This is a genomic window from Xanthomonas indica (assembly GCF_040529045.1).
In the GTDB taxonomy this organism is placed as follows: Bacteria; Pseudomonadota; Gammaproteobacteria; order Xanthomonadales; family Xanthomonadaceae; genus Xanthomonas_A; species Xanthomonas_A indica.
In genome coordinates this window covers 2,901,810-2,925,188 of sequence record NZ_CP131914.1, presented here as the reverse complement: position 1 = coordinate 2,925,188, position 23,379 = coordinate 2,901,810, and the positions used below count along the sequence as shown (strand labels likewise).

At 69.1% G+C, this 23,379-nt stretch carries 17 protein-coding genes; 9 read left to right on the top strand and 8 right to left on the bottom strand.

Annotated features, from left to right (window positions below; all coding sequences use genetic code 11):
- Positions 1–95 precede the first annotated feature (95 nt).
- The 8 genes from Q7W82_RS12675 (at position 96) to Q7W82_RS12640 (ending at position 13,213) form a co-directional block, all read left to right on the top strand.
- Complete coding sequence (locus Q7W82_RS12675) at positions 96–458, top strand: hypothetical protein (RefSeq protein WP_010343305.1); 363 nt, start codon at positions 96–98, stop codon at positions 456–458.
- Between the two features lie 101 nt (positions 459–559).
- Entirely contained in the window at positions 560–2,950 is a 2,391-nt protein-coding gene (locus Q7W82_RS12670; protein WP_242161296.1) for a methyl-accepting chemotaxis protein, read from the top strand.
- A gap of 166 nt (positions 2,951–3,116) precedes the next feature.
- Entirely contained in the window at positions 3,117–5,342 is a 2,226-nt protein-coding gene (locus Q7W82_RS12665) for a methyl-accepting chemotaxis protein (RefSeq protein ID WP_242161295.1), read from the top strand.
- 402 nt (positions 5,343–5,744) lie between these two features.
- Positions 5,745–7,979, top strand: coding sequence for a methyl-accepting chemotaxis protein (locus Q7W82_RS12660; protein ID WP_242161294.1), 2,235 nt, complete (start codon positions 5,745–5,747; stop codon positions 7,977–7,979).
- A gap of 97 nt (positions 7,980–8,076) precedes the next feature.
- A complete protein-coding gene (locus Q7W82_RS12655; RefSeq protein ID WP_017917563.1) occupies positions 8,077–8,943 on the top strand; it encodes a CheR family methyltransferase in 867 nt (288 codons plus the stop codon).
- A complete protein-coding gene (gene cheD, locus Q7W82_RS12650; RefSeq protein ID WP_048489105.1) occupies positions 8,940–9,542 on the top strand; it encodes a chemoreceptor glutamine deamidase CheD in 603 nt (200 codons plus the stop codon). Before Q7W82_RS12655 ends, cheD begins: the two co-directional genes overlap by 4 nt.
- On the top strand, positions 9,539–10,612 hold the full coding sequence (locus Q7W82_RS12645) for a chemotaxis response regulator protein-glutamate methylesterase (protein ID WP_242161293.1): 1,074 nt from the start codon (positions 9,539–9,541) through the stop codon (positions 10,610–10,612). Before cheD ends, Q7W82_RS12645 begins: the two co-directional genes overlap by 4 nt.
- A 3-nt stretch (positions 10,613–10,615) precedes the next feature.
- Positions 10,616–13,213, top strand: a complete 2,598-nt coding sequence (locus Q7W82_RS12640) for an EAL domain-containing protein (protein WP_242161292.1) — start codon at positions 10,616–10,618, stop codon at positions 13,211–13,213.
- A gap of 135 nt (positions 13,214–13,348) precedes the next feature.
- On the opposite strand, the gene acnB is transcribed toward Q7W82_RS12640, so the two are convergent.
- The 8 genes from acnB to Q7W82_RS12600 form a co-directional block, all read right to left on the bottom strand.
- Positions 13,349–15,940: a bifunctional aconitate hydratase 2/2-methylisocitrate dehydratase gene (gene acnB, locus Q7W82_RS12635; RefSeq protein ID WP_242161291.1), complete on the bottom strand. Its 2,592-nt coding sequence runs from the start codon at positions 15,938–15,940 to the stop codon at positions 13,349–13,351.
- 52 nt (positions 15,941–15,992) lie between these two features.
- Positions 15,993–16,400 carry a type II toxin-antitoxin system VapC family toxin gene (locus tag Q7W82_RS12630; protein WP_019798091.1) on the bottom strand — a complete coding sequence of 136 codons (408 nt, stop codon included), beginning with the start codon at positions 16,398–16,400 and terminating at the stop codon, positions 15,993–15,995.
- Positions 16,397–16,660 carry an AbrB/MazE/SpoVT family DNA-binding domain-containing protein gene (locus tag Q7W82_RS12625; protein WP_010343322.1) on the bottom strand — a complete coding sequence of 88 codons (264 nt, stop codon included), beginning with the start codon at positions 16,658–16,660 and terminating at the stop codon, positions 16,397–16,399. Before Q7W82_RS12625 ends, Q7W82_RS12630 begins: the two co-directional genes overlap by 4 nt.
- A 221-nt stretch (positions 16,661–16,881) precedes the next feature.
- On the bottom strand, positions 16,882–18,330 hold the full coding sequence (locus Q7W82_RS12620) for a porin (RefSeq protein WP_242161290.1): 1,449 nt from the start codon (positions 18,328–18,330) through the stop codon (positions 16,882–16,884).
- 120 nt (positions 18,331–18,450) lie between these two features.
- A complete protein-coding gene (locus tag Q7W82_RS12615) occupies positions 18,451–19,227 on the bottom strand; it encodes an ABC transporter permease (RefSeq protein ID WP_160946665.1) in 777 nt (258 codons plus the stop codon).
- Complete coding sequence (locus Q7W82_RS12610; protein WP_160946664.1) at positions 19,211–20,044, bottom strand: ABC transporter ATP-binding protein; 834 nt, start codon at positions 20,042–20,044, stop codon at positions 19,211–19,213. The genes Q7W82_RS12615 and Q7W82_RS12610 overlap by 17 nt, the downstream gene beginning before the upstream one ends.
- An 11-nt stretch (positions 20,045–20,055) precedes the next feature.
- Positions 20,056–21,108, bottom strand: a complete 1,053-nt coding sequence (locus tag Q7W82_RS12605; protein WP_242161289.1) for an ABC transporter substrate-binding protein — start codon at positions 21,106–21,108, stop codon at positions 20,056–20,058.
- Positions 21,109–21,189: 81 nt separating this feature from the next.
- Positions 21,190–22,296 (bottom strand): 4-oxalomesaconate tautomerase, encoded by a 1,107-nt coding sequence (locus Q7W82_RS12600; RefSeq protein WP_242161288.1) that lies wholly within the window; start codon positions 22,294–22,296, stop codon positions 21,190–21,192.
- Between the two features lie 104 nt (positions 22,297–22,400).
- On the opposite strand from Q7W82_RS12600, the gene Q7W82_RS12595 reads away from it, so the two are divergent.
- A complete protein-coding gene (locus Q7W82_RS12595; RefSeq protein ID WP_010343328.1) occupies positions 22,401–23,303 on the top strand; it encodes a LysR family transcriptional regulator in 903 nt (300 codons plus the stop codon).
- Positions 23,304–23,379: the final 76 nt, after the last annotated feature.

Here is a 23,379-nt window from a genome sequence, read left to right as displayed (position 1 = left end):
GTTTCAGGCCGATAGCTGAAGAGTGGCTGGCATCACACGGCCCTCACTTCATCCCCCCGCCCTTAAGGAGTCGTTCCATGAAACCGAGCTTTCCCATGCTGCTGGTCCTGCTGTTCGCCGCCAGCCCCAGCACCTTCGCCCAGTCCCAGCAGATGATCCCGCCGGAGATGGCCACCCGTTTCGTCGGCAAGGACGGCATGGTCTGCGGCAAGGTCGAGAAAGCCAAGTACGCGCAGAATTCCGAAGGCGAGCCGACCTTCCTGTACATGGGCGGCATGTTCCCGCGTCACACCTTCTCCGCCCGCATCGCCGGCGCCGACCGCAGCAAGTTCGGCTTCCCGCCGGAGACGCTGGAAGGCAAGGATGTGTGCGTGATCGGCAAGATCGAGCGCGACAGCTCGCGCGCCGAAATCCAGGTCAGCGCGCCGTCCAGCCTGAAGCTGGCCACCATCAAGTAAGCCCTGACGCCGCCGTGCTGGACCCGTGCAGGCGGTCCGGCGCGGCGGCGTTTGCCGTTCTTGCCCCTTGTCGCCCCCTCCGAATTACGGGAAACGCGCTCATGCAGTGGATAAAAGATCTCAAGGTGATGCCCAAGCTGATGCTGGCATTCGGCGTCGTGTTGGTGCTGATGCTGATCCAGGGCGTGGCCGCCTATCGCGGCCTGAATTCGCTCGACGGCGTGACCAAGAACGTGTCGTCGCAGGTGGTGCCGAGCGTGCGCACCGGCGGCGAAATGCGCGGCATCCTGGGCGAGTACCGCAATGCGGCCTACCAGGGCCTGATCCGCAGCAGCGATGCGCTGAAGAAGGAATCGGCGGCACGCGCGATCGCGCTGAAGAAGCAGATGGACCAGATCCTGGCCAAGTATCCGCCGAGGATCGCCAGCCCGCAGGAAAAGGCGCTCTATGACCGACTGGTCGCCGACTGGAAGAAGGCCAGCGCCTCCTATCAGTCCGTCAACGAAATGCTGCAGCTGGACCTGCATGACGACGCCATCGACACCTTCACCGGCGAGACCCGCACCCTGCACAACAAGGTGGTGGACGATGTCGTCGCCCTGATCGCCGAGAACGATCGCCAGGCCAAGGCCGCGGCCGACGCCGCCAGCGGCACCTACGGCAAGGCCTCGGCGACCCTGCTGGCCTGCCTGCTGATCGGCCTGGTCGCGGCGATCGGCATGGCCTTCCTGTTCGGGCGGATGCTGGCCAACAGCGTGCGCGACGCGGTCAAGGTGGCCAGCGACGTCGCTGGCGGCAAGCTCGACGGGCATATCGACGCCAACGGCAAGGACGAAATCGGCGAGCTGATGCAGGCGCTCAAGCGCATGCAGCAGGACCTGCGCGGGCGCATCGAGCGCGACGCCGCGGTCGCGTCCGAGAACCTGCGCATCCGCACCGCGCTGGACAACTCCTCGATCGGCATGTTCATCGTCGACCTGGACTACAACATCGTCTACGCCAACCCCTCGATGCAGGGCCTCACCGACAAGTACGCCGAGCAGATCCACTCGGTCGCGCCGGCCTTCGATTCGAGCCTGCCGCTGGTCGGCTCGCCGGTGACGGTGCTGGAGTACGGCAACCAGCACGATCCCAAGACCCTGGCGGAGCTGGAGAAGAAGGGCGTGATGGAACGCGAGATGGCCTATGCCGACGCGCGCATCGCCCAGACCATCACCGCCATCCGCGACCAGCACGGCGCCCATATCGGCTTCGTCTGCGAATCGCGCGACCGCACCCTGGAAGCCCAGGTCGAGCAGGAAGTGGCCAAGATCGTGCGCGAGGCCGCCGCCGGCGACCTCAGCGGGCGCGTCGGCCTCGACGGCAAGCACGGCTTCTTCCTGCAGCTGGCGCAGCAGCTCAACGGCCTGCTGCAGGCCAACGGCGACAGCATCGGCGAAGTGTCCAAGCTGCTGACCGCGCTGTCGCAGGGCGACCTCACCGCGCGCATGCATGGCGACTTCCAGGGCGTGTTCGCGACCATGCGCGACGACGCCAACGCCACCGCCGAGCAGCTGGCGGCCATCGTCGGCCGTATCCAGCAGGCGGCGAACGCGATCAATGCCGCGGCCGGCGAGATCGCCGCCGGCAACGACGACCTGTCGCGCCGCACCGAGCAGCAGGCCGCCAACCTGGAAGAGACCGCCGCCTCGATGGAGGAACTGACCTCCACCGTCAAGCAGAACGCCGAACACGCGCGCCAGGCCAACCAGCTCGCTGCCGGCGCCGCTTCGGTCGCCTCGCAGGGCGGCGACGTGGTCGGCCGCGTGGTCGAGACCATGACCGGCATCGAGGCCTCCTCGAAGAAGATCGGCGACATCATCAGCGTCATCGACGGCATCGCCTTCCAGACCAACATCCTGGCGCTCAATGCCGCGGTCGAAGCGGCGCGCGCCGGCGAACAGGGCCGCGGCTTCGCGGTCGTGGCCAGCGAAGTGCGCACCCTCGCCCAGCGCTCGGCCAACGCCGCCAAGGAGATCAAGGGCCTGATCGACGCCTCCGTGGGCCAGGTGGCCAACGGCTCGACCCTGGTCCGCCAGGCCGGCCAGACCATGACCGAGATCGTGGCCTCGGTGCAGCGCGTCACCGACATCATGGGCGAGATCGCCGCGGCCTCGCAGGAGCAGTCGGCGGGCATCGAGCAGGTCAACCAGACCGTCACCCAGATGGACGAGACCACCCAGCAGAACGCCGCGCTGGTGGAAGAAGCCACCGCCGCCGCCCGCTCGATGGAAGAGCAGGCCGGCCAGCTGATCGAGTCCGTGTCGATCTTCCGCGTCGACCAATCGGCGCAGGCCGCGGTGGTGCATGCACCGCAGGCCGTGGCCGTGGCCGCGCCGAAGCCGGCACCGGTGGCGAAGAAGCCGACGGCCGTCGCCTCCGCCAAGCCGGCGGCGGTGCGCGCCCGCAAGGTCGAACCCGCGCTGGCCGATTCCGACTGGCAGGAGTTCTGAGACCGGCCCGGCCTGTCGCTGCATCCCCCTCCCCGGCCTCCGCGCCGGGGATTTTTTTGATGGCGACGCCGGCGCGCGGATTGTCTACGAATCGGTCGCGCCACACGCTCAATTTCATCGTTGCCGGGGCCGCTAAATCCCTGGGTACCTTCCAAGGAACTGGTCGATGTCGTCTCGCTCGCTGCTCACCCGCCTCTCGGATCTGCCACTGCGCCGCAAGTTCCTGTGGCAGACCATCCTGCTGGGCGCCGGTATCGTCCTGCTGGCGGTGATCGCCGCGCGGATGCAGTACCTGGACATCCGCAACACGCGCGAGCAGGCGCTGAAGAGCCAGATCGAGCTGGCGCTGGGCGTGGTCCGTGCCTATGCGGCCGAAGTGGACAAGGGCAGCATGCCGCTGGACGAGGCGCAGCACACCGCCCTGCGCACCCTGGAATCGATGCGCGCCCGCGACGGCGTGGATTACTTCTACGTGCACGACATGCACCCGACCATGCTGATGCACCCCACCCGCAAGGACCTGATCGGCAAGGACATCGGCCAGGTGCTCAGTGCCGACGGCAAGCCGATCTTCCGGGATTTCGTGAAGGCGGCCGAGGCCGGCGGCGGCTATGTCGACTACCTGTGGCCCAAGCCCGGCAACACCACGCCGGTGGAGAAGGTTTCCTACAACGCGCCGTTCGCGCCCTGGCACTGGGTCATCGGCACCGGCGTCTACATGGACGACGTGCAGGCGCAGGCGCTGGTCTTCACCGGGGTCATGACCCTGGCCGGCGGCATCCTGGTGCTGCTCACCTTCGGCATCAACTGGCTGATCGGCAGTTCGGTGCTGCGGCCGGTGTCGCGCAGCCTGGACGCGATCCGCGCGGTATCGCGCGGCGATCTCAGCGTGCGCATCGACAATCCCGGCCGCGACGAGGCCGGCGAGATGCTGCGCGCCACCGGCGAGATGATCCGGATGCTGGAACGCTTCTCCAGCGAGACCGCGCGGATGGCCGTGCTGCACGCCGACAAGGACATGTCCCACCGCATGCCGGAGGATTTCCCCGGCGTATACGGCGAACTGGCCGCCAGCATCAACCGCATGATGTTCGAGCACCTGGATGCCATCGTCGATGCCATCGCCGTGCTCAACGAGTACGCCAACGGCGACCTGCATCGCGACGCGCGCCGCCTGCCCGGCAGCCGTGCGGTGCTGCACGAATCGATGGACGCGGCCAAGGCCAGCCTGCTGGCGATCAACACCGAGATCAAGCGCCTGGCCGCGGCCGCCGCGGCCGGCGACTTCAGCGTGCGCGGCGACGCCGAGCGCTTCCAGCACGACTTCCGGCTGATGGTGCAGGACCTCAACGCGATGATGGAGGTCAGCGACCGCAACCTGGGCAAGCTCTCGGCCCTGCTGCAGTCCATCGCCGCCGGCGACCTGAGCGCGCGCATGCACGGCGACTTCCACGGCGTGTTCGCGCAGATGCGCGAGGACGCCAACATCACCGCCGACCAGCTCGCCGACATCGTCGGCCGCATCCAGACCGCGGCACGCAGCATCCACGGCGCCACCACCGAACTGGCCGCCGGCAACGAAGACCTGTCGCGCCGCACCGAACAGCAGGCGGCCAACCTGGAAGAGACCGCCGCCTCGATGGAGGAACTGACCTCCACCGTCAAGCAGAACGCCGAGCACGCGCGCCAGGCCAACCAGTTGGCCGCCGGCGCCGCCTCGGTGGCCTCGCAGGGCGGCGACGTGGTCGGCCGCGTGGTCGAGACCATGAGCGGTATCGAGGCCTCGTCGAAGAAGATCGCCGACATCATCTCGGTGATCGACGGTATCGCCTTCCAGACCAACATCCTGGCCTTGAACGCGGCGGTGGAAGCCGCGCGCGCCGGCGAACAGGGCCGTGGCTTCGCCGTGGTCGCCACCGAAGTGCGGACCCTGGCGCAGCGCTCGGCCAACGCCGCCAAGGAGATCAAGACGCTGATCGACGATTCGGTCGGCCGCGTCAGCGAAGGCTCGGTCCTGGTCGACCAGGCCGGGCGCACCATGCAGGAGATCGTGGCCTCGGTGCAGCGGGTGACCGACATCATGGGCGAGATCTCGGCGGCCTCGCAGGAGCAGTCGATGGGCATCGAGCAGGTCAGCCGCACCGTGGCGCAGATGGACCAGGCGATCCAGCAGAACGTCGCCGTGGTCGAGGAAGCCAGCGCCTCGGCGCGGGCGCTGGAAGACCAGGGCCGCCGGCTCGGCGAGGCCGCGGCGGTGTTCCGGCTGGACGCGATCCCGGCCAGCCCGGGCGCTGCGGCGGCGTATGCGACTGGCACGCCGGTGCGCGGCGCGGCGCGGCCGGCAGCGCTGCGGCTGGTCCGCACCGCCGCCTCGACCACCGAGACCGATTGAGCGGGCATACCGTTGCAATAGACACAATCAGGCACGGCATGGCGATTGGCACCCTGGCACGGTTCAAGCAATCGCCGCACTAGTCGATATCAGATCACGCTCCGTGCCCGGTATGACACCGCCGGGTCACGGCCGCGACCGTTCAGGGAGCACGTGATGCCTTGCCGTCCACATCCACCATCGTCCAGTCTCCTGCCACCGCGCCGCGTCGACGCGTGCCCGCAGGTCCTGTCCGTGGTTTCGCGCCAGCCATCCAGGCACTGGAGCCGCGCGCGCATGGCACGCGCCGGCCTCGACCGGTGGCGCGCCTGCGCGCCGCCCTCGCCTCGCCCCCTCGCCGCCAGCTGACGCCGCGGCCCCCTTCTCCCCGGTTTCCACCCCGTTACCGCACATGGAACGCCCATGAACGTGCTCCCGCATCTGAAAATCCGCGACAAGCTGATCTGCGCCTTCGCCCTGACCACCCTGCTGACGCTGGTGCTGGGCGCGTTCACCTATTCCCGCACCAACCTGTCGATCTCCGAACTCCAGCACATCGAGCGGGACTGGGTGCCGGCGACCCAGGCCCTGTCCGAGGTGCGCGCGCAACTGGGCGAGTTCCGCACCTACGAACTGGCGCAACTGGCGCGCGCCAACGATCCGCAAGCCCAGGCCGACTATTTCAAGCGCATGCAGAAGGTGCGCAACGAGGTGGCCAAGCACCAGCAGGTCATCGCCGCGATGATGCGCGACCCCAAGCAGGTGCAGATGTACGCCGGCGTCCAGGAAACGCTGAAGGCCTATCTGCAGGCCAATACCGAGATGGGCGCCGCCTTGCGCGCCGGCGACGTGGCGGCGGCGCAGAGCATCTCCGATAACCGCTCGCGGGCGCTGCGCCGCACCTTGTTCGAGCGCATCGTGGCGTTGACCGAGTACAACGTCGCCGAACTGAACCGGGAGATGGAGCTCGCCCATCGCCAGATGGCCAATACCAAGACGCTGATCCTGGCGCTGCTGGCGCTGGCCGTGCTGTTCGCCGGCGTCACCGCCTGGCTGATCGCGCGCGGCATGGCCCGCCAGCTGCACGCGGCCAAGCGCCTGTCGCAGGCGGTGGCCCGCGGCGAACTGGAGGGCGCCACCTACCCGCACGGCCAGGACGAGATCGGCGAATTGATGGACGACATGCTGGTCATGCGCTCGCGCATCCACGCGGTGATCCGCGCTCAGGACGAGATGGCGCAGCAGCACGCGCGCGGCACCATCAGCTATCGCATGGACGAGACCGCCTTCCCCGGCGAGTACGGGCAGATGGTCAAGGGCACCAACGAGCTGGTCGCCTCGCACATCGCGGTGAAGATGCGCCTGCTGCAGATCATCCAGCGCTATGCCATCGGCGACCTGTCCGAGGACATGGACCGCCTGCCCGGCGAAAAGGCCGTGCTCACCGAAACCATGGACATGGCCAAGCAGAACCTGACCGCGATGAGCGACCAGATCAAGCAGCTGGCGGAGGCGGCCGCGGCCGGCGCGTTCGGCACGCGCGGCGATCCGGACCGCTTCCAGTTCGGCTTCCGTGCGATGGTGCAGGACCTCAACGCGATGATGGCGGTCAGCGACCGCAACCTGGGCGAGCTGTCGACGCTGCTGCAGTCCATCGCCGCCGGCGACCTCACCGCGCGCATGCACGGCGAGTACCACGGCGTGTTCGGGCGCATGCGCGACGACGCCAATGCCACCGCCGCGCAACTGGCGGCGATCGTCGGCCGCATCCAGGCCGCCGCCGCCAACATCAATGTCGCCTCGACCGAGATCGCCGCTGGCAACCACGACCTGTCGCGTCGCACCGAGCAGCAGGCAGCCAGCCTGGAGCGCACCGCCGCGTCGATGGAGGAACTGACCTCCACCGTGAAGCAGAACGCCGAGCATGCGCGTCAGGCCAACCAGCTCGCCGCCGGCGCCGCCGCGGTCGCTTCGCAGGGCGGCGAGGTGGTCGGCCAGGTGGTGACCACCATGAACGGCATCGAGGCCTCGTCGAAGAAGATCGCCGACATCATCGGCGTGATCGACGGCATTGCCTTCCAGACCAACATCCTGGCGCTGAACGCGGCGGTGGAAGCCGCCCGCGCCGGCGACCAGGGCCGCGGCTTCGCCGTGGTCGCCAGCGAAGTGCGCACCCTCGCCCAGCGCTCGGCCAGTGCCGCCAAGGAGATCAAGACCCTGATCGACGAGTCGGTCGGCCGCGTCGCCGAAGGCTCGGCACTGGTGGACCAGGCCGGCCGCACCATGAGCGAGATCGTGACCTCGGTGCGCCGCGTCACCGACATCATGGGCGAGATCGCCGCGGCGTCGCAGGAGCAGTCCGCCGGCATCGAACAGGTCAACCAGACCGTGGTGCAGATGGACGAGAGCACCCAGCAGAACGCCGCGCTGGTCGAGGAAGCCACCGCCGCGGCGCGCTCGATGGAGGACCAGGCCGGGCAGCTCGGCGCGGCCATCGCCGCGTTCAAGCTGGACACCTACCACGGCGCAGCCGCCAACGCGCCGCTCGCGCACGCCGCGCCTGCCCCGGCCCGGGCCAGGACCCGGCCGGCGCCACGCCCGCGCTCCGTCGCCGCAGTCGCCGCCAGCGCCAGCGAGGCGCAGTGGCAGGAGTTCTGAGCAGCGACACCACCGCCGGCGGCCGTTCCTGACCGCCGGCTGTCAATTTCGTCCATTCCCGGCCGATAACCCGGTTGACCGACCATCGCTGCGCACCATGGCCATCCAGACTCCCGCTTCGCCCTCCTCCGGTTCCGACAATCGCGACTTCGACTTCAGCGACCGCGATTTCAAGCGGGTCTGCGACCTCATCTACCAGAAGGCCGGCATCGCCCTGGCCCCGGCCAAGCGCGACATGGTCTACGGCCGGCTGTCGCGGCGCCTGCGCGTGCTCGGGCTGCGCTCCTTCCGCGACTACCTGGACTGGCTGGAGCGCGACGGCGGCGACGAATGGGAGGCGTTCACCAACGCGCTGACCACCAACCTGACCTCGTTCTTCCGCGAACCGCACCATTTCGAGCGGCTGCGCGAGGAGCTGCAGAAGCATTCCGGCGCGGCGCCGCTGAAGATCTGGTCCTGCGCCTCGTCCACCGGCGAGGAACCCTACTCGCTGGCGATCACCGCCTGCGAGGCGTTCGGCACGCTGACCCCGCCGGTGCGGATCCTGGCCACCGACGTCGACACCCAGGTGCTGGCCACCGCCTCGCGCGGCGTGTACGCGCTGGAGCGCGTCGCCAGCCTGGACCCGGCGCTGAAGCGCAAGTACTTCCAGCGCGGCAGCGGCGCCAACGAGGGCCAGTGCCGGGTGCTGCCGGCGCTGCGCGACCTGCTCGAGTTCCGCCAGCTCAACCTGCTGGAGCCGCGCTACGACGTCGCCGGGCCCTACCTGGCGCTGTTCTGCCGCAACGTGATGATCTATTTCGACAAGCCCACCCAGCGCGGCATCCTGTCGCGGCTGATCCCGCACCTGGACGACGACGGCATGCTCTACACCGGCCATTCGGAAAACTATCTGCATGCCGCCGACCTGATCCAGCCCTGCGGCCGCACGCTGTACCGCCGGGCGCAAAAGGACCGCGCATGAGCCCCGCCGCCATGGCTGTAGACCAGGTGATGCGCTATCACGATACGCGCTTCCAGACGACGGCCGCCAAGCTGCTGCCCACCCAGTACCTGGTGGTGGACGACGACACCGCGCTGACCACCATCCTGGGGTCGTGCGTGGCCGCCTGCATCCGCGACCCGCTGCTGAAGATCGGCGGCATGAACCACTTCATGCTGCCCGACGGCCAGAGCGGCGACGGCGCGCCGGCGCGCTACGGCAGCTATGCGATGGAAGTGCTGATCAACGACCTGCTCAAGCGCGGCGCCGCCCGCAACCGCCTGGAAGCCAAGGTGTTCGGCGGCGGCAACGTGCTCAAGGGCTTCACCAACAACCCGGTCGGCACGCGCAACGCCGACTTCGTCCTGAACTACCTCAAGGCCGAGCAGATCCCGGTGGTGGCCGAGGATCTGCGCGGCATCCATCCGCGCAAGATCTGGTTCTTCCCCGGCACCGGCCGCGTGGTCGTGCAGCGCCTGCCGCACGCGCACGAAGAGGCCGAGATCGCCGCGGCCGAGTCGGCGGTGCGCGCCCGTCTGGCCAAAGCCCCTGTCACCGGCGCCGTGGAGTTGTTCGAATGAGCCTGGAAGCCCCTTGCCGTGTCCTGATCGTCGACGACTCCGCGGTCGTGCGGCAGATCCTCACCGAGATCCTGTCCGGCGCGCCCGGCGTGGAGGTGGTCGGCTCGGCCGCCGACCCGCTGCTGGCGCGCGAGAAGATCAAGCGCCTGAATCCGGACGTCATCACCCTGGACGTGGAAATGCCGCGCATGGACGGCCTGGCGTTCCTGGAAAACCTGATGCGGCTGCGGCCCACGCCGGTGGTGATGATCTCCTCGCTCACCGAGCGCGGCGCCGACACCACCCTGCAGGCGCTGTCGCTGGGCGCAGTCGACTTCGTCTCCAAGCCCAAGCTCGACGTGGCCCGCGGTCTGGAGGAATACGCCGAAGAGATCATCGCCAAGGTCAAGAACGCGGCCAAGGCCAAGGTCCGCGCTTTGGACCGGCCGGCCACGCCGAAGCCGGCCGGTGCCACCGCCACGCCCGCCGCGGTGTCCTCGCTGAAGTTCCGCACCACCGACCGGCTGATCGCGATCGGCGCCTCCGCCGGCGGCACCGAGGCGCTGCGCGTGGTCCTGGAAGGCATGCCGGCCGACGCCCCGGCGGTGGTGATGACCCAGCACCTGCCGGCCGGCTTCAGCACCGCCTTCGCCGACCGCCTCAACCGGCACTCGGCGATGGCCGTGCGCGAGGCCACCGAAGGCGAAGCGATCCTGCCCGGCCATGCCTACCTGCCGCCCGGCGGCAAGCACCTGCAGGTGATCCGCGACGGCGCCCGCTGGCGCTGCAAGATCGACGACGGCCCGCCGGTCAACCGGCACAAGCCGGCGGTCGACGTGCTGTTCCAGTCGGTGGCGCGCAACGCCGGTGCCAACGCCATCGGCGCGATCCTCACCGGCATGGGCGACGACGGCGCACGCGGCCTGCTGGAAATGCTGCAGGCCGGCGCCAGCACCCTGGTCCAGGACGAGGCCACCAGCGTGGTCTGGGGCATGCCCGGCACCGCCTTCCGCCTGGGCGCAGCGCAGGAGGTGCTGCCGCTGGACAAGATCGCCGAGCGCCTGATCGCGCTGTCCGCGCAGGCCCGCTGACGCATGCCGGGCCGCCGCGCCACCACATCGAGCGTCCCCAGCGACCCCAGTGTGGAAACGGCGCGCGCGGCCGCGGCCTGTTCCGAACTCGATCTGCTGCACTGCCTGCACTACGCCCCGCAAGGGGTGCTGGTGATCGATGCGAAGGCGCGCGTGGTCGCCTTCAACCACACCGCCGAAGCGTTGTGGAACCGCCCGCGCGCGCAGGTGCTGGGCTATCCGCTCGGCGAGCTGGTCGACGCCGAGGTGCGCGACGACTTCCTCGCCAGTTGCCTGCACGAGGACGGCAGCGGCAGCTACGAACTGCTGTTGCGCGACGCCGACGGCGCCGCGCGCTGGCTGGCGGTGAGCGCGGCCCGGGTGCCGCAGAACACCAGCCAGTTGCAGGTGCTGTTCGTGCGCGACGTCAGCGCCGAGCGCGCCCGCGATGCCAGGATGCGGCTGCTGTCGCTCGCGCTGGACTCCAGCGACAACGCGATCGTCGTCTGCGATCCGGAATTGAACATTCTCTACGTCAACGCCGGCTTCAGCCAGGTGTTCGGCTACGCCGAGCGCGACGTGCTGGGACACCTGCCCAGCAACGTGCTGACCGGCCCCGGCACCGACCTGCAGACGGTGCAGCACACCCGCGAACGCGTGCGTGCCGGCTTCGGCCACCAGACCGACATCCTGGTGTACCGCAAGGACGGCACCCCGCTGTGGGCCACCCTGGTGGCCACTCCCATCGCCGAAGAGGACGGCAGCCAACAGCACTACATCCTCTCGTTCACCGACATCACCCAGAGCAAGATGCACGAGGTGCTGCACAAGAACGTGCTGGATGCGCTGGTCCGCGAACAGCCGCTGGTCGAGGTCGCCACGCTGATCTGCAAGGAGGTCGAGCGCATCGCGCCGGAACTGATGGCCGCGATCGTCAGCGTCGACGGCAGCGGCTGCCTGCAGCCCCTGGCGGCACCGAGCATGCCGGCGCAGTTCGGCGAGACCATGACCAGCATGCGCGCGGGACCGCGCTCCGGCGCCCTCGCCACCTCGATCTGGCGCAGCAAGCAGGTGCTGGTGCTCGACCCGCGCACCGACCCGCTGTTCGCCGACTACATGGGGCTGGTGCAGCATGTGCAGTTGGGCACCTGCGTGGCCACCCCGATCAAGTCCAGCAGCGGCCGCGTCCTCGGCAGCTTCGCGCTGTGCTACCGGCAGGTGCGCGAGCCGCTGCCCTGGCACCTGCGCCTGATCGAACTGTGCGTGCATCTGTGCGCGCTGGCGCTGGAACGCGAGCAGACCAGGGCACGCGTGCACCAACTCGCCTTCTACGATTCGCTCACCGGCTTGCCCAACCGGGTGATGTTCAGCGCCCGCGCCGAGCAGGCGCTGGCCGCGGCCGAGCACCAGGGTGCGCCGGTGGCGATCCTGTTCGTGGACATCGATCGCTTCAAGCGTGTCAACGAAACCCAGGGCCATGCCGCCGGCGACGGCCTGCTGCGCGACATCGCCCATCGCATCGGCGACACCCTGGGCATGACCGACCTGGTCGGCCGCCAGGCCGGCGACGAATTCGTGCTGATGCTGCCGAACTGCAGCGTCGCGCAGGCCGCCGGTGTCGCCGAGCGCCTGTTGCTGGCATTGGCCGAGCCCCTGGTGGTCGGCCAGGTGACCTTGCACCCCAGCGCCAGCATCGGCGTGGCGATGTTCCCCGACGACGGCCGCGACATCGAGACCCTGCTGCGCCATGCCGACCTGGCCATGTTCCGGGCCAAGCGCGAGGGCGGCGACAGCGTGTGCTACTTCAGTTCCGACATGAACCGCATGGCGCAGGAACGCGTGGCGATGGAGACCGCGCTGCGCGACGCCCTGCATCGCGACAAGCTGCAACTGCACTACCAGCCGCAACTGGACAGCCAGGCGCCGCATGCGCTGTACGGCGTGGAAGCGCTGCTGCGCTGGGAGCATCCCAACCTCGGCGCGATCTCGCCGTCGCGGTTCGTGCCAATGGCCGAGGAATGCGGCCTGATCGACGAGCTCGGACACTGGGTCCTGCGCGAGGCCTGCCGGCAGATGGCCGACTGGCGCCTGCGTAGCATCCCGGTGCCGCGCGTGGCGGTGAACCTGTCGGCCAACAATTTCGCCGATCCGCAGCTGCCGGCGCGGGTCGAGGGCCTGCTCGCCGCCTCCGGTCTGCAGCCGGCCGACCTGGCCCTGGAGATGACCGAGAGCGTCATGCTTTCCAATCCCAATGCGGTGCTGGCCAACCTGCGTCAACTGCAGACCAGCGGTGTGCTGCTGTCGCTGGACGATTTCGGCACCGGCTATTCCAGCCTCAGCCATCTGCACCAGTTGCCGGTCAACGAGCTGAAGCTGGACATGAGCTTCGTCAGCGACCTGGAGCACTGCCAGACCTCGCGCGCCCTGACCACCTCGGTGCTGCGCATCGGCGAAACCCTGGGCCTGCACACCGTCGCCGAGGGCGTGGAGACCGAAGCGCAACGTGCATTTCTGGCGCGGCTGGGCTGCCGCGTGCTGCAGGGCTTCCTGTTCGCACCGGCGCTGCCGGCCGCGGCGCTGGAGCACTGGCTGCAGGGACGCGCGCCCGCGCCGCAGACGTAAGCCCACGCGAGCGCGGCAGATCGACCGCGCCCCGAAACGCAGCAACACCCACAAAAAAGCCCGGCACTGCCGGGCTTCTTCGTGGCGACGGTGCCGGATGCACGGCACCGTCGCGTCAGCGCATCGCCGGGGCGATCAGGCCGCGACCGTGGCGGCCACGTCCTGGTAGTCCTGGATCTGATCGAAGTTCATGTAGCGATAGATCTGCTCGCCACTGGTCTTGATCACGCCCACGTCGGCCATGTACTCGTCCTTGGTCGGGATCCGGCCCAGGCGCGAGCAGATCGCCGCCAGTTCCGCCGAGCCCAGGTACACGTTGGTGTTGCGGCCCAGGCGGTTGGGGAAGTTGCGGGTGGAGGTCGAGAACACGGTGGCGCCCTCGCGCGCCTGCGCCTGGTTGCCCATGCACAGCGAGCAGCCCGGCATTTCCATGCGCGCACCGGCGGCGCCGAAGGTGCCGTAGTGGCCTTCCTTGGTCAGCTCCGAGGCGTCCATCTTGGTCGGCGGCGCGACCCACAGGCGGGTCGGGATGTCGCGCTTGCCTTCCAGCAGCTTGGCCGCGGCACGGAAGTGGCCGATGTTGGTCATGCACGAGCCGATGAACACTTCGTCGATCGCCGCGCCGGCCACGTCGGACAGGGTCTTCACGTCGTCCGGGTCGTTCGGGCAGGCCACGATCGGCTCGTGGATGTCGGCCAGGTCGATCTCGATCACCGCCGCGTATTCGGCATCGGCATCGGGCTCGAGCAGTTGCGGGTCGGCCAGCCACTCCTCCATCTTCTTGATCCGCCGCGCCAGCGAACGCGCGTCGGCATAGCCTTCGGCGATCATCCACTTCAGCAGGGTGATGTTGCTGGTCAGGTACTCGACGATCGGCTCCTTGTTCAGGCGCACCGTGCAACCGGCGGCCGACCGCTCGGCCGAGGCGTCGGACAGTTCGAACGCCTGCTCCACCTTCAGCTCCGGCAGGCCTTCGATTTCCAGGATGCGGCCGGAGAAGATGTTCTTCTTGCCCTGCTTGGCCACGGTCAGCAGGCCCTGCTTGATCGCGTACAGCGGGATCGCGTTGACCAGATCGCGCAGGGTCACGCCCGGCTGCATCTGTCCCTTGAAGCGCACCAGCACGCTCTCGGGCATGTCCAGCGGCATGACGCCGGTGGCGGCGGCGAAGGCCACCAGGCCGGAGCCGGCCGGGAACGAGATGCCGATCGGGAAGCGGGTGTGCGAGTCGCCGCCGGTGCCGACGGTGTCGGGCAGCAGCATGCGGTTGAGCCAGCTGTGGATCACGCCGTCGCCCGGACGCAGCGACACGCCGCCGCGGGTGGAGATGAACTCCGGCAGGGTGTGGTGAGTCTTGACGTCCACCGGCTTCGGGTACGCCGCGGTGTGGCAGAACGACTGCATCACCAGGTCGGCGGAGAAGCCCAGGCAGGCCAGGTCCTTCAGCTCGTCGCGGGTCATCGGGCCGGTGGTGTCCTGCGAGCCCACCGAGGTCATCTTCGGTTCGCAGTAGGTGCCCGGGCGCATGCCCTGGCCTTCCGGCAGGCCGCAGGCGCGGCCGACCATCTTCTGCGCCAGCGAGAAGCCCTTGCCGGTGTCCGGCGGGTCCATCGGCAGACGGAACAGGTTCGAGGCCGGCAGGCCCAGGAACTCGCGCGCCTTGGCGGTGAGGCCGCGGCCGACGATCAGCGGGATACGGCCGCCGGCGCGCACTTCGTCGAACAGCACGTCGGACTTCATCGCGAACTCGGCGATCACCTGCCCGTTCTTCAACGCCTTGCCCTCGTACGGACGCAGCTCGACCACGTCGCCGTGCTCCATCTGCGACACGTCCAGCTCGATCGGCAGCGCGCCGGCGTCTTCCATGGTGTTGTAGAAGATCGGCGCGATCTTCGAGCCCAGGCACACGCCGCCGAAGCGCTTGTTGGGGATGTAGGGGATGTCCTCGCCGGTCCACCACAGCACCGAGTTGGTCGCCGACTTGCGCGAGGAACCGGTGCCGACCACGTCGCCGACGTAGGCGACCAGGTGGCCCTTGGCCTTGAGGTCGGCAATGGCCTGGATCGGGCCGCGCTTGCCGTCCTCTTCCGGCTCGAACGGCGCGCCGTCGCGCTTGTTCTTCAGCATCGCCAGCGCGTGCAGCGGGATGTCCGGGCGGGTGGTGGCGTCCGGCGCCGGCGACAGGTCGTCGGTGTTGGTCTCGCCCGGCACCTTGAACACGGTGATGGTCAGGCTCTGCGGCACTTCCGGCTTGCTGGTGAACCACTCGGCCTCGGCCCAGCTCTGCAGCACGGCCTTGGCGTGCGCGTTGCCGGCCTCGGCCTTCTCCTGCACGTCGTGGAAGGCATCGAAGATCAGCAGCGTGTGCTTGAGGCCTTCGGCGGCGACCGCACCCAGCTCCGGGTTGTCCAGCAGTTCGATCAGCGGATGGATGTTGTAGCCGCCGAGCATGCTGCCCAGCAGTTCGGTGGCGCGGGTGGGCGAGATCAGCGGGGTCTTCTCGCTGCCGAAGGCGACCGCGGCCAGGTACGAGGCCTTGACCTTGGCGGCGTCGTCGACGCCGGCCGGCACGCGGTGGCTCAGCAGTTCGACCAGGAACTGCTCTTCGCCGGCCGGCGGATTCTTCAGCAGTTCGATGACCTGCGCGGTCTGCTGCGCGCTCAGCGGCAGCGGCGGGATTCCGAGCGCGGCGCGCTCTGCAACGTGGTGGCGGTAGGCTTCCAACATGCGGGTTCTCCGGGAAAAAACGGTGGGAATGAGCGGTAGCGGTTGCGCGGCGTCAGCCGGCAGGCTTGGGGACGATGATCTTCAAGCCCTTGAAGTAATCGCGGAAAAAACGGTCGTCGCGGGTGATCAGGCCATCGCATTGCAGCAGCGCATGCGCACCGATCAGGAAATCGGCCACGACCCGCTCGCGCTTGCCGCCGCGGGCGCGGAAGCGGCGCTGCATCTCGCCGGCGCGCAAGGCCGACTTGGCCTCCAGCGCGCTGAAGCGGATGCTCATGTCCTCCAGCACCGACAACGCCTCGGCGCCGTCGCGCAGCGCGCTGCACACTTCGGCCAGGACGATGTCGCAGACCACCACCGGGCCGGTGCTCAGGCACTGGCGCAGGCAGGCTTCGGCGGCGTCGGCCTGCGGGCCGTCGGCCAGCAGATCCACCAGCACGGACGAGTCGATGGCGATCATGCGCCGGCGTCGGGTTCGGGTTCGAACGGATCGCCCGGGGCGCGGCCGCGGATCGCACGCATCGCTTCGTCGGTGCTGGCGAAGCCGTCGAGCTTGAAGCGGCCACGGGCGCGCGAGATGGCATCGTCCACGCTCTTGCGCAGGATGATCCGGCCGCCGTCCAGCTCCACTTTCAGGATGGTGCCCTTGCTCAGGCCGAGCGCATCGCGCACGGCCTTGGGAAGGGTGATCTGACCGCGTTCGGCGACAGTGGCTTCCATCGGTGTAGGCCCGGTTCGGTATGCACGGATTATACATACTCGGGCAGCCATACCGCCAGCGACGGACGCGCCGCGGCACAGCGCCCGGTCAGGTACCCGGGCGCTGTGCCCGCCACACGCAACGACCTCGCGGCCTCCTCGGCAGCCGCCGCACGCCCGCGCGGGAACGCCGTGCCGGTGACCCGCGCGAATGCAGGGCCGCCCCTCCCTCTTTCAGCGGCTCAGAACGCCACCTGCAGGCGGGTGTTGAAGGTCGTGCCCTGGTCCCTGCCCTGCACCGTGCCGCTGCGGTTGTCGGTCTGCCAGCGGATCACGTCGAGCATCAGTCGGCTGACATCGTTGAGGTACCAATTGGTCCCCAGCGTCCAGGCATGGCCGCGGCCGCCGCTCGGCAGCTCGGCGTAGTCCACGTCTTCGTAGCGCAGCTTCAGTTCCCAGGCCCCGGCGCCGCCGGCGGTGGCCGGATCGGCGACCTTGACCCGGCCCCAGGTGCCGGTCTTGCCGGCATACGCGGGCAGCGCGCCGGACAGGAACCAGCCGGCCGACACCGCCCAGGCCTGGTGATCCAGATCGTAGCCGCCGGCCGCGTCGCGCCCGCGCAGATTGCGCGTGCCCCACTCGCCGCTGGCCCAGGCCGGGCCGACGACCCCGGCCAGCTCCGCGCCGTAGCCGTCGCTGCGCTGCGCACCCAGCAGCGTTCCCGGCGCGATCCGGACCTGGTCGTTGAAATGCCCGGCGATCGCCGAACTGCGCAGCACGCCGCTGGCGCCGGCGGCGATCTCCTCGTGGAAGGCCCAGGCGCCCAGGTGCACGGTCGCGTCCTTGCCGGCCAGCGGATTCCAGTGCGCGCGCGCCGCCCAGGTCAGGCTGTCGTTGTCGTCGCCGGCATTGTTGAGGTCGTTGCCCGCCACCGACAGGCTGGCGTGCCAGTCGCGCCCGTAGACGCGCTCGGTCAGGCCGACGCCGAACAGGCCGCGCTGCGGCAGGATCAGCGTGCCGACCACGTTGCGGTCCTGGAACGGGGTGTTGGACGTGCTGCTGGCGCCATCGATGCCGCGATCGTTCAGGCGATTGCCCACGCTCAGCTCGGCCGGCAGGCCGAACAGGCGATGGTCGACGCTGGCGTACACCGATTTCCAGGCCACCGCGTTGTCGGCAAAGTCGCCCTCCACCACCCAGCCGAGCTGGCCATAGCGGCCTTCGGCGCCGAGTCGCACCGAGCGGATCTCGGTGCCGGACAGGTTGCGCTGGCTGGCAGCGGAACCGTCGGTGCTGGAGGCATCGACGAACAGGCGGCCGCGCGGCCGGAACACCACGTTGCCGTCGGCGCTGGCGAACTCCGGGGCGCCCTTCGACCACGACACCTTCGGCGCCTTGGCCTGCGCCGATTCGAGCGCGGCGACGCGGCCTTCCAGCGCCGGCGCGGTGGTGGCGGACGCCGTGGTGGCGGGCACCGGACTCGGCGCGGCGGGGGCCTGCAGCGCGTCGAGCCGCGCTTGCAGTTGCTGGATCTGCAGCGCCTGCTGCCGCACCAGCGCGGTCAGTTCGGCCTGGCTCAACGTGGCCGGCGCGGCCGGCACGGTTTGCGCAGCGGCCTCGTTGGCGCCGCCGAGCAACAGGCCGAGCGCCAGCGTCAGCGCTGCGCGGGGCAGCACGGGATGGGGATGCATGGATGGGTCTCTCCGGCCAGCCGGGCGCCTGGCCTGGCGCTGGCCCGTTGCGATGGTGCGGGGGGATGTGATGCGCGCGACAGGCGCGCCACCGGCCTGGCCGGTGGCGCGCGGCCGTGGTCAGCTGGTGGCCTGGTTCTGCGCGTTGGGACGCCAGGTGATCAGGCGGTTCTCGATCACGTCAAGCAGCGCATCGATGAGCAGCACGAAGGCGGCCAGGATGATGATGCCGGCGAACACGCCCACGGCATTGAAGTTGCCCTCGGCCTGCGCGATCAGGTAGCCCAGGCCGGCGGAGGCGCCGAGGTATTCGCCGATGATCGCGCCGACCACGGCAAAGCCCACCGAGGTGCGCAACGACGACAGGATCCAGCTCGCCGCCGCGGGGAAGTACACGTGACGCAGCAGGTCGCGGCGGTTGGCGCCGAGGATGCGCGCATTGGCCAGCACCACCGGATTGACCTCGCGCACGCCCTGCATGGCGTTGAAGAACGTGGTGAAGAACACCAGGGTCACCGCCAGCGCCACTTTCGACCACAGGCCCAGGCCCAGCCACAGCACGAAGATCGGCGCCAGCACCACGCGCGGGATCGCATTGAAGCCCTTGATGAAGGGATCCAGGATCCGCGCCGAGCGCCGGCTCAGGCCCAGCCAGACGCCGCCGGCCACGCCCAGCGCGGTACCGATGACATAGCCGAGCGCCGTTTCGGTCAAGGTGATGTAGACGTGCTGGTAGAAGCCGGTATCGGACAGCCAGGTCCAGGCCTGCTGCACGATCGCGGTCGGCGCGGGGAAGAAGAACGGGTCGATCAGGCCCAGGGCGATGCCGCCCTCCCAGCCGCCGAACACGGCCACGACCAGCGCGAGCTGGATGAGTTTGTCAGTCTTGGCGTGCATAGCTCTTCTCCACTTCGCCGCGCAGGCAGGCCCAGATGTCGCGGTACAGGTCGGTAAAACGCGCGTCGAGCTTGATCTCGGCGACGTTGCGCGGACGCGGCAGGTCCACGTCGAAACTGCGCACCACGCGGCTGGCGGGGCCGGAGGACAGCACCACCACGCGGTCGCCCAGCGCGATCGCCTCTTCCAGGTCGTGGGTGATCAGGATCACCGAGCGGCGCTGCTCCTGCCATAGCCGCAGCAGTTCGTTCTGCATGAGGTGGCGGGTGTGGATGTCCAGCGCCGAGAACGGCTCGTCCATCAGGATCACCTTCGGCTCGACGATCAGCGCCTGCGCCATCTGCACGCGCTTGCGCTGGCCGCCGGAGAGCTGGTGCGGGTAGCGGTGCTCGAACCCCGCCAGGCCGACCTTGGCCAGCCAGGCATTGGCGCGCTGCCTGCGCTCGGCCTCGGCCACGCCACGGAAGCGCAGGCCCAGCTCCACGTTCTGGAAGGCGGTCTTCCACGGCAGCAGCGCATCCTGCTGGAACAGGTAGCCGACCGCTTCCTGTACGCCGGCGACCGGGCGGCCATCGATGACGACCTGGCCGGCGGAGGGCGACAGCAGCCCCGCCACCGAGTTGAGGATGGTGCTCTTGCCGCAACCGGTGGGGCCGACGATGGCCAGGAACTCGCCATCGGCGACCTGGATGTCCACGTCGCGCACGGCGGTGAAATCGCCGAAGGACATGGTGACGTTGTTGATCGCGACCATCGTCTGTGCCGGATCGAGGTGCGGCGCGCCGTTGAGGCGCTGCACAGTCGCGTTGCGTGCCATGGTTCCTCCGCTCACGGTTGGGCCGCCTTGCCCGCACCGCTGGCGCGGTCGACGAAGGCGTTGGTGTAGGTCTTGGACAGATCGATGTCCGCGCGCGCCACGTCCTTGTTGAACGCGCGCAGCACGGTCAACGGCGTTTCCAGGTCGGCGGCGACGAAGCGCCCGTCGCGGGTGAAGATGGCGCGGGCGTTCTCCACCGCCCGCGTATAGGTGGCGCGGTCGCCGGAGACGTAGGCATCTGGCAAGGCCGCGACGATCTCCTCGGCGGAGTGGTCGGCGATGAAGCGCAGCGCCATCTGCTCGGCACGCACGATCTTCTCCGCATCCTGCGGCCGCTTTTCCAGGAAGCTGCGGTTGGCGTACATCACCGAGGTCGGGTACAGCCCGCCGTAGACCTGGCGCGCACCGGCATCGCTGCGCGCGTCGATCAGGATCCTGCCGATCCTGCGCTCGCTGATCAGGGTCGCCGCCGGATCGTAGTTGACCAGCAGGTCGATCTTGCCCTGCTCCAGCGCCGCCACCGCGGCCGCGCCGGAACCGACGCCGATCAACGACACCGCGCTCTCGGGGATGCCGTTGCGCGAGAGGTAATGGCGCACGAAGAAGTCGGACGAGGACCCCGGCGCGGTGATGCCGACCTTCAGGCCCTTGATGGTCTGCGGCCTGGCCGGATCGAAGGCGGTGTCGTTGCGCCCGGCCAGCACCAGCCCGGAATTGCGCGAGAGCAGCACGAAGGCGACCACGTCCTTGCGCTTGGACTGCATCTGGATGGTGTGGTCGTAGAAGCCCACCGCCACGTCGGTGGAGTTGGCCACCAAGGCCTGCAGCACCTTGGAGCCGCCTTGGGCGAAGTTCTCGGTCTTGACCTTGACCCCGACCTGGTCGAAGTAGCCGTTGGCGTCGGCGATGAAGAACGGCAGGTTGTTGAGATTGTAGGACCCGACGCTGATGCGCACCGGGGTGGCGTCGGCGCTCGCCGCATCGCCGCCGCCCTTGCCGCAGGCGGTGAGGAGCAGCAGGCCGGCCGCGGCGAGCGCCGCGGTGAAGAACGTTCTGGACAACATCGATCCCTCCCAGGATTGAAGCGTGTGCGTTGTCGGTCGCGGACGTGCGTGCATGCAGGCGCCCGGCCGGTTCGGGTCATGTCATGCCGCGGAGATCCATTGGCGGGCCTCGGTGGACACGGGCGAGGTCGCGAAGACCCGCCCTTCGAACAGCCGGCGGGCGGTGCGCACCACGCTGGCGACGATCGGCGCATCGGCCGCGGTGCGGCTCAATCCCACCTCCAGGGCGCCGCTCGGATGTTCCAGGACGACGTGGCGCGGCAGCGCCGCATCGCCGACGAAGGCGTTGGCCAGGGTGCCCGGCGTGGCCGCCGCGGTGGCGATGCCGACCGCGCCGGTGATGGCCAGCGCGGTGTGGCACTGCTGCGGCATGAAATAGCGCACCTGCAGGTCCCCGCCATGCTGCGGTGCCGACAGCAGCACCGGCTTGGGAATCACCTTGCTGCCGGCATCGGCGATACCCATGCGCGCGCCGGCCTCGATCCGCAGCGCCTCCAGCCGCGCCAGCAGCGCGGCATCGGCATTCAGCTCGGCAGGCGAGGCATCGCCGCACACGCCAAGATCGGAGGCGCGCAGCAACATCATCGGCATGGCGCAATCCACCAGACTCGTCGCGACACCGTCGATGGTGTCCTGCGCCTGCCCGCTCGGCAACAGCTTGCCGGTGCGCGCGCCGGCCGCGTCCAGGAACGACAGCCAGATCGGCGACGCCGCGCCGGGCGCCCCGGCGATGCGCGTCTCGCCGCGGTACACCACCCGGCCGTGCGGCGTTTCCACCGTGGCCACGATCAGCTTGCCGGTGTTGACGTTGTGGATGCGCACCTGGGTGCGCGGATGCTGCGCCTGCACCAGGCCGCGCTCGATCGCGTACGGCGCCACCGCCGCCAGCATGTTGCCGCAGTTGGGCGAGGTGTCCACCACCTGCTGGTCGACCCGCACCTGCGCGAACAGATAGTCCACGTCCGCGTCGGCGCGGCTGGAACGGTCGACGATGGCGACCTTGCTGGTCAGCGCGTTGCCGCCGCCGATGCCGTCGATCTGCAGCGGATGCCCGGCGCCCATCACCTCCAGCAGCAGGCGGTCGCGCCGGGCCGGATCGGCCGGCAGGTCTGGCGCGAAGAAGAACGGCCCCTTGGAGGTGCCGCCGCGCATGAGCACGCAGGGAATGCCGAGCAGATCGTTGGACATGGTGTAGATTGATGCGCCATGAAGATGAATGTCTTCGTCTGATTCGATACTGGCATGACCCCGATTGATCTGTGAATTGCTAATTTTTTTATGATTGATTACCTATGAGCATCAATTGCGAAATCCTGGACCTGCGCGCGTTCCTGCTGGTGGCCGAGACGCGCAGCTTCCATCGCGCCGCCGAGGCGCTGCACATGTCGCAGCCGGCGCTGAGCCGGCGCATCCAGAAGCTGGAACAGGCGGTCGGGTCGCCGCTGCTGGAACGCACCACCCGCAGCGTGGCCACCACTGCCATCGGCGAGAACCTGCTGCCGCTGGTGCGGCGCATGATCGAGGAGTTCGACGGCTCGCTGTTCTCGGTGCGCGGCCACGACGACGCGCGCGGCGCCACCGTCACCATCGCCTGCCTGCCGACCGCCGCGTTCTACTTCCTGCCCAGCGTGATGGCGCGCTTCCGCGAGGCGCATCCGCACGTGCGCTTCCGCATTCTCGACATCCCCGCCACCGAGGGCCTGCAGGCGGTGGAGCGCGGCGAGGTCGAGTTCGGCATCAACTTCATGGGCGCCAACGATCCCAACCTGGATTTCGACGTGCTCGCCGAAGATCCGTTCGTGCTGGCCTGCCGCCGCGACCATCCATTGGCGAAAAAACGCCGGATCGAATGGGCCGACCTCGCCCAGCACCAGTTGATCACCGTGCACCGTACCAGCGGCAACCGCACCCTGCTCGACGGCGCGCTGGCGCGCGAGAACCTGAAGCTGAGCTGGCACTACGAAGTGACCCACCTGTCCACCTCGCTTGGCATGGTCGAGGCGGGCATCGGCGTGTCGGTGCTGCCGAAAATGGCCACGCCCGACGGCGAGCATCCGATCCTGGTGACCCGGCCGATCGGCAACCCGGTGGTCTCGCGCACCATCGGCATCGTGCGCCGGCGCAGCGCGCTGCTCTCGCCCAGCGCCGAACGTTTCCTGCAGATGCTGATGAGCCGCTGGCGCGGCAAGCCGTGACACGAGCGCTACATCTGAACGTGTAAGCTTCCGCCCGACGCCTTGGGCCGCCGCGCCTTCCGGCCGCGCCGCAACG